Raw genomic sequence first — 14,330 nt, 5'->3', positions numbered from 1 at the left:
CAAAGACCACGACCCCGTTCACGCTGTCGGCATTTTTTTGCGGCAGCGCCGCAGCCTCAGACACCCACCGTGTACGCCAGCCGCTCGGTCAGACACAGGCGCTGGCGCCATACCGTGCGCCGCCCTTCGGTGTCGTCGAACAGCTCGAGCACCGACAACGCCGGCATCCCGGCCCCTACCCCGAACAGCGCCGCGTCCTCGCGTGCAAGCGTCTGCACCCGGTACTGCGCGAGCGCAGGCTTCACGCGGACCCCGAAGCGGGCCACCAGCTGGGCGACCCCCAGGGAGCGCGAGCGCAGCGTCCGCGCGTCAACCCCCTCGAAGCGCTCGGCCGACAGCAGCACCTCGTCCAGCGCGACCGCCTCGCCGCCGCGCCGCCACAAGAAGCGCAGCTGGTGCAGCGCAGCGTGACGGCGCAGGCCGAGCACCTCGGCAACCTCCTCGCTGGCGGCTACACGCGCCACGCCGAGCAACTCGCGCGACAGCGGGTCCGGGCTCTCGCCGACCAGCACCGGCGACACCAGCCGCGCGTGTCCCCAATCGCTCTCGGGCGGCGCGACAAAGGTTCCCTTGCCCTGCACCCGCTCGAGCACGCCGTCGGCGACCATCTCGCCCAGCGCCTTGCGTACCGTGCCCTGGCTGACCGAGAGCTGGGCGGCCAGCTCCCACTCGCTGGGCAGCGGCTCGCCGCCGTCCCATTCACCCTCGCACACCCGTTCGAGCAGCAGCGTGCGCACCTGCCGGTACAAAGGTTCCCGACTGACCACGCCCGCTCGCTTTCCCATGCTTTTTACCACTGAATTCCATTCGAGTAAACAGGAGTCTTATATAAGACACATGATCACAATCATAGCGCCGGCCAGAGCGGCCGGCAACACCGGAACAAAGCAGCACAAATCAATAAAGTCCCGTGTTACACTCGCTCGCACTCTTTATTGCAGAGCACAAGTGTCAAGCCGTTTATCAAAGGAGAATAAGCTGATGAAAGCCCCCGTACGTGTTGCCGTGACCGGTGCAGCCGGCCAGATCGGTTACAGCCTGTTGTTCCGCATCGCCAGCGGCGAGATGCTGGGCAAGGACCAACCGGTCATCCTGCAGATGCTGGAGATCCCGAACGAAAAGGCCCAGCAGGCGCTGCAAGGCGTGATGATGGAACTGGAAGACTGCGCGTTCCCGCTGCTGGCCGGCATGGTCGGTACCGACGACGCGATGGTCGCCTTCAAGGACGCCGACTACGCGCTGCTGGTCGGCGCTCGTCCGCGCGGCCCGGGCATGGAACGTGCCGACCTCTTGTCGGCCAACGCCGAGATCTTCACCGCACAGGGCAAGGCGCTGAACGCCGTCGCCAGCCGTGACGTCAAGGTGCTGGTGGTCGGCAACCCGGCCAACACCAACGCCTACATCGCGATGAAGAGCGCGCCGGACCTGCCGGCCGGCAACTTCACCGCCATGCTGCGCCTGGACCACAACCGCGCCGCCAGCCAGATCGCCGCCAAGACCGGCAAGCCGGTAGCTGCCATCCGCCACCTGACCGTATGGGGCAACCACTCGCCGACCATGTACGCCGACTACCGCTTCGCCACCATCGGCGGCGAAGGCGTCAAGGCGATGATCGGTGACGAGGCTTGGAACCGCGACGTATTCCTGCCGACCGTCGGCAAGCGCGGCGCCGCCATCATCGCGGCACGCGGCCTGTCCTCCGCCGCGTCCGCCGCCAACGCGGCGATCGACCACATGCGCGACTGGGCGCTGGGCACCAACGGCGAATGGGTGACCATGGGCATCCCTTCCGACGGCAGCTACGGCATTCCGGAAGGCGTGATGTACGGTTTCCCGGTTACGTGCGAAAATGGCAAGTACACCATCGTGCAGGGCTTGGAGATCGACGAATTCAGCCGCGAGCGCATGAACGTGACGCTGAACGAACTCGAAGAAGAGCGCGCAGCCGTCGCCCACCTGCTCGCCTGATCAGCAGCATCTAGAATGAAGCGCACCTTACGGGGTGCGCTTTTTTGCCTTTTTTGCCGCCGGCACGATATATTTGCATTTGCTAATTCTCTGACGTTCAGGAGACCCCAATGATTGAAGCCGAAGTCCTCAACCAGATCGATGCCAAGATGGACGATCTGGCCGCCCGCCTGACCGACATTCGGGGGTATCTTTGACTACGACGGCAAGAAGGACCGTCTGGAAGAAGTCTCCCGCCTGACCGAAGACCCCGAGATCTGGAACGAGCCCAAGAAGGCCCAGGAACTCGGGCGTGAGCGCAAGGCGCTCGAGGACGTCGTGCTGGTGATCGAGGGCATCTCCGCGACCGTCGCCGACAGCCGCGAGCTGTTCGAGATGGGCAAGGAAGAAGGCGACGACGACACCGTGCTCGCCGTGCAGGCCGACCTTGATGATGCCGAGGCCAAGCTCGCCCAGCTCGAGTTCCGCCGCATGTTCAACGACCCGATGGACCCGAACAACTGCTTCGTCGACATCCAGGCCGGCGCGGGCGGCACCGAGGCGCAGGACTGGGCCGGCATGCTGCTGCGCATGTACCTGCGCTGGGCCGAACGCCGCGGTTTCAAGGTCGAGGTACTCGAGGAATCCGAAGGCGACGTCGCCGGCATCACCAGCGCGACGATCAAGATCGAAGGCGAGTACGCCTACGGCCTGCTGCGTACCGAAGTCGGCGTGCACCGCCTGGTGCGCGTGTCTCCGTTCGACTCCAACGCGCGCCGCCACACCTCGTTCTCGTCGGTATTCGTCTACCCCGAGGTCGACGACTCGTTCGAGATCGACATCAACCCGTCCGACGTGCGTACCGACACCTACCGCGCGTCCGGCGCCGGCGGCCAGCACATCAACAAGACCGACTCGGCGGTGCGCCTGACGCACATGCCGACCGGCATCGTCGTGCAGTGCCAGAACGACCGTTCGCAGCACCGCAACCGCGACGAGGCGTGGCAGATGCTGCGCGCCAAGCTGTACGAGCTCGAGCTGAAGAAGCGCAACGCCGCCAAGCAGGAGCTCGAAGACAGCAAGACCGACGTGGGCTGGGGCCACCAGATCCGTTCCTACGTCTTTGACCAGTCGCGCATCAAGGACCTGCGTACCGGCTACGAAGTCGGCAACATCAAGGCCGTGATGGACGGCGACCTCGACGGTTTTATCGAAGCTAGCCTCAAGCAAGGGGTGTAGTCATGTTGGTCAATCTGACCCGTATGCGGTGCCGACACCGCGCTATTTGCAGCCAAGTGGAGTGAAAATGTCTGAACACGAAATCGCATCGCCCAGCCAGGACGAAAACCAGATCATGGCCGAGCGCCGCAGCAAGCTTGCCGAAATCCGCAAGCAGGGCGTCGCCTTCCCCAACGACTTCCGCCGCAAACACATGGCAGGCGACCTCGCCCGCCAGTGCGAAGGCAAGGACAAGGAAGCGCTGGAAGCCGAGAAGATCGAAGTCGTCGTTGCCGGCCGGATGATGCTCAAACGTGTGATGGGCAAGGCCAGCTTCGCGACGCTGCAGGACAGCACGGGCCGGATCCAGCTCTACATCAACGACCAGGGCGTCGGCGCCGACGTGCACGAGGCGTTCAAGCACTGGGACCTAGGCGACATCTTGGGCGCCCGTGGCGAACTCTTCCGCACCAACAAGGGCGAACTGTCGATCAACGTCACCGAGCTGCGCCTGCTCTCCAAGAGCATCCGCCCGCTGCCGGACAAGTTCCACGGCCTGGCCGACCAGGAGCAGAAGTACCGCCAGCGCTACGTCGACCTGATCATGAACGACGACTCGCGCGACACCTTCATCAAGCGCTCGAAGATCGTGCAGGCCGTGCGTGACGTGATGGTCGGCGAAGCCTACCTCGAAGTCGAAACGCCGATGATGCACCCGATCCCGGGCGGCGCCGCGGCCAAGCCCTTCGTCACTCACCACAACGCGCTGGACATGCCGCTCTACCTGCGCATCGCGCCGGAGCTGTACCTCAAGCGCCTGGTGGTCGGCGGCCTCGAGCGCGTGTTCGAGATCAACCGCAACTTCCGCAACGAGGGGATGAGCACCCGCCACAACCCCGAGTTCACCATGATGGAGTTCTACGAGGCGTACTGCGGCTACCAGCGCATGATGGAAATGACCGAGAAGGTCATCCGCGCCTGCGCGATGGCGGCCTGCGGCACCACCCGCATCAGCTACGGCGGCAAGGATGTCGATTTGGAGAGCCCGTTCGCGCGCTTCACCATCGTCGGCGCGATCAAGCACTTCAACCCGCAGTACACCGACGAACAGCTGGCTGACACCGAATGGCTGAAGAGCGAAATCAAGAAGCTCGGCGGCAAGCTGCCGCCGGCGCCGGGCCTAGGCAGCCTGCAGCTCGCGCTGTTCGAGGAATGCGCCGAAGGCCTGCTGTGGAACCCGACCTTCATCATCGACTACCCGGTCGAAGTCTCGCCGCTGGCCCGCGGCTCGGACGCCAACCCGGCGATCACCGAACGCTTCGAGCTGTTCGTGGTCGGCCGCGAGCTCGCCAACGGCTACTCCGAGTTGAACGACCCGGAAGACCAGGCCGCGCGCTTCATGAGCCAGGTCGAGCAGAAGGACGCCGGTGACGACGAGGCGATGCACTATGACGCCGACTACATCCGCGCGATGGAATACGGCCTGCCCCCGACCGGCGGCTGCGGCATCGGCATCGACCGCCTGGTGATGCTGCTGACAGACGCCCCGTCGATCCGCGACGTGATCCTGTTCCCGCACATGCGCCCCGAGTAATCTGGCTATCCGTGTAAACGAAACCCCGCAGGCTCGCGCCTGCGGGGTTTTTTACTCCGAAACAGCCCACCCGGCGCCGAAACGCACGCAAGAAAAAGCCCGCGCCATATGGCACGGGCTGCGGTTCCCGGGTGGGGAGAGGAATTACTTGCTGGCGACGCTGCGCATCGCGCGGTCGACCGCGTTGATCAGCAGGCCGTCCGGGTCCTTCTTGCACACGTCGCCCATCACCTTGACGACACGCGCGTCGAGGTCCTTGGCCGGCTTGATCTTCAGGCTGCGCGCTTCGACGCTGGCGTTACCCATGCTGGCCACCACGTCGGCGACGTAAGCCGCGTCGGTCTTCGCTTCGGCGCTCGCCTCGGCGCAGGTCATCAGGTACTCGGAGGCCAGGCCCGGCAGCTTGGCCGGCTCGGCCGCAACGGCGGCACCCGCGAACACCGAAGAGAGCAGGCCCAGCGCAATCATCGTCGTCTTTTTCATCGTCACATTCCCTTAATTCTTGATCGTTCGTTACGTATCTTGGTTCAGTTCAGCAGCGCGCCGCCGGCGCCACCGATCACCGCGCCCTTGAGCGCGCCTTCGATGCCGTTGCCGGAGAGCAGGCCGAGACCTGCGCCAAGCACCGCGCCGGTCTTCGCGCCTTGCCGCGCCTTATGACCCTTGTAGCCCTTCTGGCCGACCGCCCCCAGACCGCCACCGACCACCGCGCCGCCGATCGCGCCCTTCAGGCCGTTGCCGGTCAGCAGGCCGACGCCGGCGCCGAGGATGGCACCGCGGCTGACCTTGCTGGCGTGCGCCACGGCTGGCATTGCCAGCGTTACGGACGTCAGCAGCACCAGCAGGGTGCGGGAAATACCTTTACGCATTTGCATACCTCCGAAGAATCCAGTTTGACGTCAGTCTAGGCAGGCGGACACGGGTATGCCACGCGAAGTGAAGTAGTTCACACTCACTTTCATTTATCCGGTTTGCTGCACTGCTTTAAAAACGCGCGGGCAAGGGACGCAACAGGCGGATGCCGCCCTCCTCGTCGACCCCGACATAGCCGCCGGCCTTCAGCTCGCGCAGGATGCGGTTGACCATTTCGCGGCTCAAGCCGATGCGCTCGCCCAGTTCGCGCTGGGTTAGCACCATCCGGGGCGCGAACGGGCGCTGCCGGGTATAGGTGTCGATGTTTTCCAGCACGCGCTTGAGGCGGCGGTAGCCGCTGGGTTCGGCGAGCATGGACACGAAGCCCAGCAGGTGGTGCACCGACTGTGCGAGCTGGCCGGCCACCGCGCGCCAGCGCGCGGGGTCGGCATCGAAGGCAGCCACCAGTGCGGCGTTCGGCAGGATCAGGCAGCGGGTGTCGCGCAGCGCGTGGATGGCGACCCCGTAGGCCTCGACACTGAGCAGGCCGTGCAGGCCGATGATGTCGCCGGGCAGGATGTAGCCGTAATTGAAGCTGCGCCCGGGGCGCTCGCCCGCCGCGTACGCGGCCATCAGCCCGTATTCGACCAGGATCACCTGGTCGGCGGCCTGCTCAGCGGTGCAGACTTCGCTGTCGGCGGTGAAGGTGTGTTCGCTTGCATGCGCGCGCAGCGCCTCGCGCTCGGCGGCCGGCCAGCCGGCAAACAGCGGAAAAAGAACGGATAGGTCCATCGGCTTGGATGCCTCGCCTGTCAAAGGTTCACTGCCGACATCATACCCCCTCAAAAAAATGCAGGCCTCCGTCTAGACTCAATTCATGACAGGAGGGACACATCGATGCTGCCCGACGAGAAGGCATTCCAATCTCTGATCGACACCGTGCAAGGCGCACTGTTGCTGCTCTCGCCCGAGGACGGGCGCGTATTTGCCGCCAACCAGCTGGCGGCCATCCTGCTGGGCGTGCCGCACGCGGAACTGCTTGGCGAATCGTTTTTCCAGCATCTGGTCAACCGGGCCGACGAGCGTAGCCTGCTGGACAAGCTGGGCACGCAGGGCATCGTGTACAACGAGGCGGTCACCGTGCAAAGCCGCGCCGGGCGCAAGTTCGAGGTGCAGCTGTCGCTGCGCCACATCGACTTCCAGCGGCGGGTGCTGATGGTCAGCTTCAGCGACCGTACCGAGCTTGCATTGCTCGGGCGGCTGCTCGAGAGCGAACGCGGCGCGTTGGAGAAGATGCTCAAGCTGGTGCGCGAGCTCAAGCCCTCGGCCGAGACCGGCAACCCCGACGACTACCTGTCAGGCGTGCTCGACATGCCCGCGCTGTTCGCCGGCCTTGCGCAGGAGGTCGGGCGTGCCGGCCGCTACAACCAGCCTTTGTCGGCGATGCTGGTATCGGTCGAAGGCGTGGGCGGCCAGGAACTGGACGCTGAGACCGCCGGCTATATCCGCCGGATGACCGGCAGCCTGTGCCTGCAAAGCGCACGCGACAGCGACCTGGTCGCCCGCCGCGACGACGGCTGCCTGCTGGTGGTGCTGCCGCACACCCCGCTGCAGGGGGCGACCCGCGCCGCGCGCCGGCTGATCGCCCAGTTCAGCCGCCAGCGCTTCAGCATCGGCAGCGAGGAGCGCAACGCCGCGGTGTGCATCGGTTTGACTTCGCTCAGGCGAGACGAGACCTCGCTCAAGCCGCTGATCCAGCGTCTGGACACCGCCCTGGCGCGCTCGCGCGCGCAGGGGGTGAACACCCTCTCCCGCCAGCCCTGAGCCTCGCCTCCAGTGCAAAAAGGCCGGGCAATGCCCGGCCTTGTTGTTTGCGGCCCTTGCAGTTCAGACGCCTTCAGCCACCCTGGGCAGGCGCGCGAGCGCGTCGCGGATCGCTTCGGCCGGGTAGTCGAAGTCCTCGAGCTCGCCGGCGAAGTAGCGGTCGTAACTTGCCATGTCGAAGTGGCCGTGGCCGGACAGGTTGAAGAACAGCGTCTTCGCCTCGCCGCTTTGCTTGCAGCGCAGCGCCTCGTCGATGCACGCACGGATCGCGTGGCAGGACTCGGGCGCCGGGATGATGCCCTCGCTGCGCGCGAAGGTGATGCCGGCCTCGAAGGTTGCCAGCTGCGGCACCGATACCGCCTCGACCAGCCCCTCGTGGTAGAGCTGCGAGACCAGGCTGCTCGCGCCGTGGTGGCGCAGGCCGCCGGCGTGGATGCCCGGCGGCATGAAGTCGTGCCCCAGCGTGTACTGCTTCATCAGCGGGGTCAGCCCCACCGCGTCGCCGAAGTCGTACGCGTAGTGGCCGCGGGTCAGGCTCGGGCAGGAAGTCGGCTCGACCGCGACCAGCCGCACCGGCTTCTTGCCTGCCGCGTTGTCGGCAAGAAAGGGAAAGGCGATGCCGCCGAAGTTGGAGCCGCCACCGCACGGTGCGAAGATCATGTCCGGCCAGTCGCCGGCGATCTCGAACTGCTGCTTCGCCTCCAGTCCGATCACGGTCTGGTGCAGCAGCACGTGGTTGAGCACCGAGCCCAGCGCGTAGTTGGTGTCGGCGCGGCCGGCCGCCTCCTCGACCGCCTCGGCGATCGCCAGCCCCAAGGAACCCGGGCTGTCCGGGTGGGCGGCCAGCGCGGCGCGGCCCGACGCGGTCAGCTCGCTCGGGCTTGCCAGCACCTCGGCGCCCCAGGTCTGCATCATCGAGCGGCGGAACGGTTTCTGCTGGTAGCTCACCCGCACCATGTACACGCGCACGTCGATGCCGAACACGCCGCCGGCGAACGACAGCGAGCTGCCCCACTGGCCGGCGCCGGTCTCGGTGGTCAGCCGGGTGATGCCCTCGCGCTTGTTGTAGTAGGCCTGCGGCAGCGCGGAGTTGAGCTTGTGCGAGCCGGCCGGGCTCGCGCCCTCGTACTTGTAGTAGATCCTGGCCGGGGTGCCCAGCGCCGCTTCCAGACGGTGCGCGCGAACCAGCGCGGTCGGCCGCCACAACTGGTAGAGCTCGCGCACTTCCTGTGGGATCGGGATCCAGCGCTCGCGGCTGACCTCCTGCTCGATCAGCGCGTCGGGGAAGATCGCCGAGAGCGCGTCGGGCGACAGCGCCTTGCCGTCGGCACCGAGCACCGGCTCGGGCGGGTTCGGCATGTCGGCGACGACGTTGTACCAGTGGGTCGGGATCGCGGATTCGGGCAGCAGGATGCGGGTGGTCTGTGGCATGGGCACTCCTCGGTCAGTTCGATGGGCAACTAGAAACGGTGCAGGCAGATGACGTCGTGGGCGAACACGGGTTCGCGCTGGATCAACCGGAACATGAAAAAACCCCGTCAAGGACAGGGTTCGAGGGTACATGACAAACAGCTTGAGCGACAAGCCGCGGCCTACGCGGCCGGTCAGATCGTCTTCGAGTAGCGCGCGTGGGTCGCCTTCTCGCGCAGATGGCGGTCGAACACCATCGCGATGTTGCGGATCAGGAAGCGCCCGCGCGGGGTCACCAGCAGGAACTCGCCGTCGAACGACAGCAAGCCCAGCTGCTCCAGTTCGGCGAGCCTGGGCATCTCGGCGGCGAAGTAGTCGGCAAACTTGATGCCGTACACCTCCTCGATCGCCGGCACCGACAGCGAGAAGCGGCACATCAGCGCCTGGATCACCGAGCGGCGCAGCACGTCGTCGCCGTCCATCCGGTAGCCGCGCATCACCGGCAGCTTGCCCTCGTCGAGCGCGGCGTAGTAGCTGTCGAGCTCCTTCTGGCTTTGCACGTAGCTGCCGCCGACCTTGCCGATCGACGACACGCCCAGGCCGACCATGTCGCAGTCGGCGTGCGTCGAGTAACCCTGGAAATTGCGCTGCAGCCGCCCTTCGGCCAGCGCGCGCGCCAGGTCGTCGTCGGGCTTGGCGAAGTGGTCCATGCCGATGAACACGTAGCCGGCCTTCTCCAGCGCAGCGACCGCGTCCTGCAGGATGTCGAGCTTGACCGCCGGCGTCGGCAGCTCGGCCTCGTCGATGCGCCGCTGCGGCATGAAGAGCTGCGGCAGGTGCGCGTAGTTGTAGAGCGCGACGCGATCCGGGGCGATCGCGATCACCCGGGCGAGGGTCGCGGCGACCGACTCGCGCGTCTGCAGCGGCAGGCCGTAGATCAGGTCGACGCTGACCGAACGGAAGCCCGCCGCGCGCGCGGCCTCGATCACTTCGACGGTTTCCTCTTCGCTTTGCACGCGGTTGACCGCCACCTGCACCGCCGGGTCGAAGTCCTGGATGCCGACGCTCATGCGGTTGAAGCCCAGTGCGGCCAGATGGAACACCGTGTCGCGGCCGACCTTGCGCGGGTCGATCTCGATCGAGTACTCGCCCTCGGGCAGGAAGTCGAAACGCGACTTGAGCATGCCCATCACGCGCTCGAGCTGCGCGTCGGACAGGAAGGTCGGCGTGCCGCCGCCAAAGTGCAGCTGGGCGACCTTCTCGCGGCTGCCGACCGCGCGGCAGACCAGGTCGACCTCCTTTTCCAGGTAGTCGAGGTAGCGGTCGGCGCGGCTCTTGTCCTTGGTGATGATCTTGTTGCAGCCGCAGTAGTAGCAGACGGTGTTGCAAAAAGGCACGTGCACGTACAGCGACAGCGGGCGGCGGTTGGCGCCGATCTTGCGCTGGCCCAGCGCGCGGCGGTAGTCCGCCTCGCCAAAGGCCGGGCCGAAACGGTCGGCGGTCGGATAGGAGGTGTAACGCGGGCCGGCGCCGTCCAGCTGCTCGATCAGCTTGCGGTCGAATTCGCAACGGGTCGGCGAATAGAGAGGGTGTGCATTCATATCATCTGGTTTCTATGGTCATTCTGCCGCCACAATGGTAAATTCGCACGGTTGTTGCCAACCCCGCTTTGACCAACGTCAAGCTTCTTGTCCCAAGCGCCTTGGATTTTTCGATGCCCGAACAGAACAACAGCAACCTGCACGCCATGAAGGTGACCTGCTCGAACTGCACGCTGCGCGAGCTGTGCCTGCCGATCGGCCTGAACCGCGAGGAGCTGTCGCAACTGGACGCGGTCATCCGACAGAGCCGCCGCTTCCGCCGCGGCGACTACCTGTTCCGCAGCGGCGAGCCGTTCAAGTCGCTGTTCGCGATCCGTACCGGTTTCTTCAAGACCTGCATGTCTAGCCAGGACGGCCGCGAGCAGGTGACCGGCTTCCATATGTCGGGCGAGCTGCTCGGCATGGACGGCATCTCGGCCAACGTGCACGGCTGCGACGCGATCGCGCTGGAGGACAGCGAGGTGTGCGAGCTGCCGTTCTCGCGCATGCAGTGCCTCAGCCGCGAGATCCCGTCGCTGCAGCACCACTTCTACCGGCTGATGAGCCGCGAGATCGTGCGCGACCAGAGCATCATGCTGCTGCTGGGCAACATGAAGGCCGAAGAGCGGCTGGCCGCCTTCCTGCTCAATGTCTCGCAGCGCCTGGCCACCCGCGGTTTCGCCGCCAACGACTTCATCCTACGGATGAGCCGCGAGGAAATCGGCAGCTTCCTCGGCCTCAAGCTGGAGACGGTCAGCCGCACGCTGTCGAAGTTCCAGCAGCAAGGCTGGATCACCGTCGACCACAAGCATATCCAGCTCGTCCAGCCCGAAGCGCTCAAGGCGCTGATCTCCGGCTGCACGCACGCCCACCAGCACGCCTGAGCTACCACAGCCCGACCCCGAGGCCGGCGGACAATGTCCGACCGGCCTCGCGTGCGTTTTCCAGCGCCGCGCCATCCGGCTCGCCGCGCACCAAGAGCGCCGGCAGCACCTCGTTCATCCGCCAGCCGGTCACGATCCGCCTGATGCTCGACAGCGCACCGCTGCCGTCGTTGCCGGCCGACACCAGCACGCAGAATGGCCGTCCGGCGAGCGCGTGTTCGCACGGGTAGAAGCAGCGTTCGAAAAAGTCCTTCAGCGCACCGGCCATGTAGCCGAACTTCTCCGGCGTCGCCAACAGCAGCGCGTCCGCGGCCAGCAGCTCGTCCGGCCGGCCATCCAGCGCATGGCTGAGCAGCACCCGCACCTCGCCGTCCGCGCACTCGCGCGCGCCCTCGGCGAAGGCTTCGGCCAGTTGCAGGGTGCGCCCGCCCTGCCCCGCCCACACGATCAGCAGCGTCTTCATCCGCCCCCCTCCCTCATCGCCCGGTCAAGCCAGCCGGCCGGCAGCACGAAACCGCGCGCGCACTCGAGCCAGACGCCGTCCACCTCGCGCAGCTGCGCGACAAGCTGCGGCCGCGTGATGGCGGCCAGCCGCGCACGCAGCGCCGCTTCACTGACCGGCGCCTCCGCCGCGCACGCGGGCGACAGCCAGCACGCGTGCGCGAGGTGCAGCCAGCCGTCGGCGCCGGCAAGCGCGGGCCACGGCTTGCCGATCGCCGCGAACCAGCCATCAGCATGCGCCGACTGCCAGCGTGCGGCCGGCACGAAACGCCAGCCGGCCAGCCACGCAGCCGCCTGGCAGCCTGCAAAGCCTTCCGGCAGCAAGGCGCGCGCGGCCGGGTGGCGGGAGAGCGCGAGCTGGCTCAACAGCTTGGCCGACTTGAGCGCCCAGCTGTCGTTCAGCGCGGGGCCGAGCAGGTGCCCCGGTTCGACTTCGAGGTAGAACTTGCAGGCCAGCTCGACATGCCAGGGCTCGCCTGCGAGCCTGAGCAGGAAGTCGAATTCACCGACGGTATGCGCGGCGCAGTCGCGCACCGCGAGGCCGTGCGCGACAAGCGCCACGCCCGGCGCATGCGCACACCAGAAGCCGAACAGCGCCTCGGCGTAGTGGCCAAGCCGGCGCCCCGGGCGCGCGGCGAGCCAGGCCTCCAGCGGCGCGGAGTCTTGCGAGAGTGCTAAGAGCGCGTCCTGCCAGCCGGGAGTCAGCAGTCGTTCGCGCGGCAGTTGCGGGGAAAAGGGGAAAGGCGCGCGGCTGCCGAGCAGCCACGCGAGGTCGCGCACCGCCTGCGGCGCGCGGCGCAGGGGCTCAGCGGCCGTTATTGTCCGGTCCGAGCGCACGGTTCACCTGTTTGAGGAAGCCGCGCAGGATGTCAACTTCGTCGCGCTGCAGGTCGGCCCGCGCGAACACGCCGCGCATGCGCCGCATCAGCCGCTCCCCGTTGCGGCGGCGGAAGAAGTCGAGCGTGTCCATCGTCTGCTCCAGGTGCTGGCAGAAACCCTCGACCTCGGCAAGCGTCGCCTGCTCGCCCTCGGGCTTCAGGTAGTCGACGGCGAAGCCGGTGTGGCTGAACAGCTCGTAGGTCATCACCTGCACCGCCATCGCCAGGTTCAGCGAGAAGTAGTCGGGGTTGCCGGGGATGGTCACCAACCGGTTACAGAGCAGCACCTCTTCATTGGAGAGGCCGAAGGTCTCGTTGCCGAACACCAGCGCGACCTGCTCGCCGTCCCGCGCCCGCGCCACCAGCTCGGGCGTCGCCTCGCGCGGCGTCAGCAAGGGAGACGCCAGTTCGCGGCGGCGGCTGGTCAGCGCGCAGGCGACGGTCACGTCGGCGAGCGCCTCGGCCAGCGTCGCGACCACCCGCGCGTTCTCCAGCACGTCGACCGCGCCGGAAGCGAGGACGTTGGCCTCTTCGCTCGGGAACACCTTGGGCTCGACCAGACAGAGCCGGGTGAGCCCCATCGTCTTCATCGCGCGTGCGGCCGAGCCTATATTGCCCGGGTGGCTGGGCCGGGCCAGCACGACGCGAATGTTCTTCAGGAAATCAGGGACTTGGGGTTTATTCATCGGCTCTTTGCGCGTACAATCGCGCCCATTCAATAGAAACCCCGCGCTCGCGCCGGGTTTTTTTGTTCCTTAACCAGATTACAGCACGTGGCGGCGCCGGTAGCGGCGGCGCCTGCGTGCACCTTACAGGGGTCGATCATGCATCCTATGCTCAACGTCGCGGTCAAGGCCGCCCGCCGTGCCGGCAACGTCATCCAGCGCGCGTCGCTGAACCTCGACACCATCCGTGTCGAGAAGAAGAAGTCGAACGACTTCGTCACCGAAGTGGACCGCGCCGCCGAGCAGGCCATCATCGACGTGATCAACGAAGCCTACCCGCGGCATGCGATTCTAGCAGAAGAGTCCGGTGCCAAAGGCATGGGCGGCGCGGAGTTCGAGTGGATCATCGACCCCATCGACGGCACCACCAACTTCATCCACGGCCACCCGCAGTACGCGATCTCGATCGCGCTCGCGCACAAGGGTCAGATCCAGCAGGCCGTGGTGTTCGACCCCAACCGTAACGACCTCTACACCGCGACCCGCGGCGTCGGCGCCTTCCTCAACGACCGCCGCATCCGCGTCTCGCGCCGCATCCAGCTGAACGAATGCGTGATCTCCACCGGTTTCCCGGTGGTCGACCAGAGCATGATCGACACCTACCTCGCCATCCTCAAGGACGTGATCGGCAAGAGCGCCGGCGCACGCCGCGAGGGCGCCGCGTCGCTCGACCTGTGCAACGTCGCCTGCGGCCGCGTCGACGGCTTCTTCGAGTTCAACCTCAAGCCGTGGGACATCGCCGCGGGCAGCCTGATCGTGCAGGAAGCGGGCGGCATCGTCACCGACATGCACGGCGAGCAGACCTGGCTGGAGTCCGGCGACATCGTCGCCGCCAGCCCGAAGGTGCTCGCGCAACTGCTGCAGATCATCGCCCCGCACGTCAAGGGCTGACGCGCCCCAGCGCATCGCGTAAAATC

The 14,330-nt window shown here is 66.5% G+C and carries 15 protein-coding genes; 6 read left to right on the top strand and 9 right to left on the bottom strand.

Features of this window, described 5'->3' with window-relative positions; translation table 11 throughout:
- Nucleotides 1-56 precede the first annotated feature (56 nt).
- A complete protein-coding gene (locus tag E5K04_RS10155; RefSeq protein ID WP_136553640.1) occupies nucleotides 57-785 on the bottom strand; it encodes a GntR family transcriptional regulator in 729 nt (242 codons plus the stop codon).
- 196 nt (nucleotides 786-981) lie between these two features.
- Between E5K04_RS10155 and E5K04_RS10150 the strand changes: the two genes are divergently transcribed.
- The 3 genes from E5K04_RS10150 (at nucleotide 982) to lysS (ending at nucleotide 4,759) form a co-directional block, all read left to right on the top strand.
- On the top strand, nucleotides 982-1,968 hold the full coding sequence (locus E5K04_RS10150) for a malate dehydrogenase (protein WP_136553638.1): 987 nt from the start codon (nucleotides 982-984) through the stop codon (nucleotides 1,966-1,968).
- A gap of 113 nt (nucleotides 1,969-2,081) precedes the next feature.
- Nucleotides 2,082-3,186 (top strand): peptide chain release factor 2 gene (gene prfB, locus E5K04_RS10145; protein ID WP_136553772.1). Its coding sequence is split into 2 segments (ribosomal slippage): nucleotides 2,082-2,162 and nucleotides 2,164-3,186, totalling 1,104 coding nucleotides; the frame shifts between segments, so codons are not numbered across the junction.
- Between the two features lie 67 nt (nucleotides 3,187-3,253).
- Entirely contained in the window at nucleotides 3,254-4,759 is a 1,506-nt protein-coding gene (gene lysS / locus E5K04_RS10140; protein ID WP_136553636.1) for a lysine--tRNA ligase, read from the top strand.
- Between the two features lie 144 nt (nucleotides 4,760-4,903).
- Here the strand turns inward: lysS and E5K04_RS10135 are convergent, their stop codons facing one another.
- From E5K04_RS10135 to E5K04_RS10125, 3 genes are all read right to left on the bottom strand, one after another.
- Nucleotides 4,904-5,242 carry a YmgD family protein gene (locus tag E5K04_RS10135; RefSeq protein ID WP_136553634.1) on the bottom strand — a complete coding sequence of 113 codons (339 nt, stop codon included), beginning with the start codon at nucleotides 5,240-5,242 and terminating at the stop codon, nucleotides 4,904-4,906.
- Between the two features lie 44 nt (nucleotides 5,243-5,286).
- Nucleotides 5,287-5,628, bottom strand: a complete 342-nt coding sequence (locus E5K04_RS10130; protein ID WP_168929205.1) for a hypothetical protein — start codon at nucleotides 5,626-5,628, stop codon at nucleotides 5,287-5,289.
- Nucleotides 5,629-5,743: 115 nt separating this feature from the next.
- The gene (locus E5K04_RS10125; RefSeq protein ID WP_136553632.1) at nucleotides 5,744-6,403 is read right to left on the bottom strand and encodes a Crp/Fnr family transcriptional regulator; all 660 of its coding nucleotides are present in this window, start codon (nucleotides 6,401-6,403) and stop codon (nucleotides 5,744-5,746) included.
- Nucleotides 6,404-6,508: 105 nt separating this feature from the next.
- Here E5K04_RS10125 and E5K04_RS10120 point away from each other — a divergent pair, with 105 nt between their 5' ends.
- Entirely contained in the window at nucleotides 6,509-7,435 is a 927-nt protein-coding gene (locus E5K04_RS10120; protein ID WP_136553630.1) for a sensor domain-containing diguanylate cyclase, read from the top strand.
- A gap of 63 nt (nucleotides 7,436-7,498) precedes the next feature.
- Here the strand turns inward: E5K04_RS10120 and E5K04_RS10115 are convergent, their stop codons facing one another.
- Together E5K04_RS10115 and hemN are read right to left on the bottom strand one after the other, a co-directional pair.
- Nucleotides 7,499-8,866 carry a TrpB-like pyridoxal phosphate-dependent enzyme gene (locus tag E5K04_RS10115; RefSeq protein WP_136553628.1) on the bottom strand — a complete coding sequence of 456 codons (1,368 nt, stop codon included), beginning with the start codon at nucleotides 8,864-8,866 and terminating at the stop codon, nucleotides 7,499-7,501.
- Between the two features lie 173 nt (nucleotides 8,867-9,039).
- Nucleotides 9,040-10,446, bottom strand: coding sequence for an oxygen-independent coproporphyrinogen III oxidase (hemN, locus tag E5K04_RS10110; protein WP_136553626.1), 1,407 nt, complete (start codon nucleotides 10,444-10,446; stop codon nucleotides 9,040-9,042).
- A 113-nt stretch (nucleotides 10,447-10,559) separates the two neighbouring features.
- Between hemN and fnr the strand changes: the two genes are divergently transcribed.
- A complete protein-coding gene (fnr, locus tag E5K04_RS10105) occupies nucleotides 10,560-11,309 on the top strand; it encodes a fumarate/nitrate reduction transcriptional regulator Fnr (RefSeq protein ID WP_136553624.1) in 750 nt (249 codons plus the stop codon).
- 1 nt (nucleotide 11,310) lies between these two features.
- On the opposite strand, the gene E5K04_RS10100 is transcribed toward fnr, so the two are convergent.
- From E5K04_RS10100 to E5K04_RS10090, 3 genes are read right to left on the bottom strand one after another with little or no spacing between them, the layout of a single operon-like run.
- Nucleotides 11,311-11,772, bottom strand: a complete 462-nt coding sequence (locus tag E5K04_RS10100) for an NAD(P)H-dependent oxidoreductase (RefSeq protein ID WP_136553622.1) — start codon at nucleotides 11,770-11,772, stop codon at nucleotides 11,311-11,313.
- Nucleotides 11,769-12,647: a DUF1853 family protein gene (locus E5K04_RS10095; RefSeq protein ID WP_136553620.1), complete on the bottom strand. Its 879-nt coding sequence runs from the start codon at nucleotides 12,645-12,647 to the stop codon at nucleotides 11,769-11,771. Before E5K04_RS10095 ends, E5K04_RS10100 begins: the two co-directional genes overlap by 4 nt.
- Nucleotides 12,616-13,374, bottom strand: coding sequence for an RNA methyltransferase (locus tag E5K04_RS10090; protein WP_136553618.1), 759 nt, complete (start codon nucleotides 13,372-13,374; stop codon nucleotides 12,616-12,618). Before E5K04_RS10090 ends, E5K04_RS10095 begins: the two co-directional genes overlap by 32 nt.
- Before the next feature lie 138 nt (nucleotides 13,375-13,512).
- Between E5K04_RS10090 and E5K04_RS10085 the strand changes: the two genes are divergently transcribed.
- The gene (locus tag E5K04_RS10085) at nucleotides 13,513-14,304 is read left to right on the top strand and encodes an inositol monophosphatase family protein (protein WP_136553616.1); all 792 of its coding nucleotides are present in this window, start codon (nucleotides 13,513-13,515) and stop codon (nucleotides 14,302-14,304) included.
- The last annotated feature ends 26 nt before the right edge of the window (nucleotides 14,305-14,330 follow it).

This window comes from Crenobacter intestini (assembly GCF_004919095.1).
In the GTDB taxonomy this organism is placed as follows: domain Bacteria; phylum Pseudomonadota; class Gammaproteobacteria; order Burkholderiales; family Chromobacteriaceae; genus Craterilacuibacter; species Craterilacuibacter intestini.
Note: the sequence above shows the minus strand (reverse complement) of the source record. Positions and strands in the feature narration are given on the sequence as shown.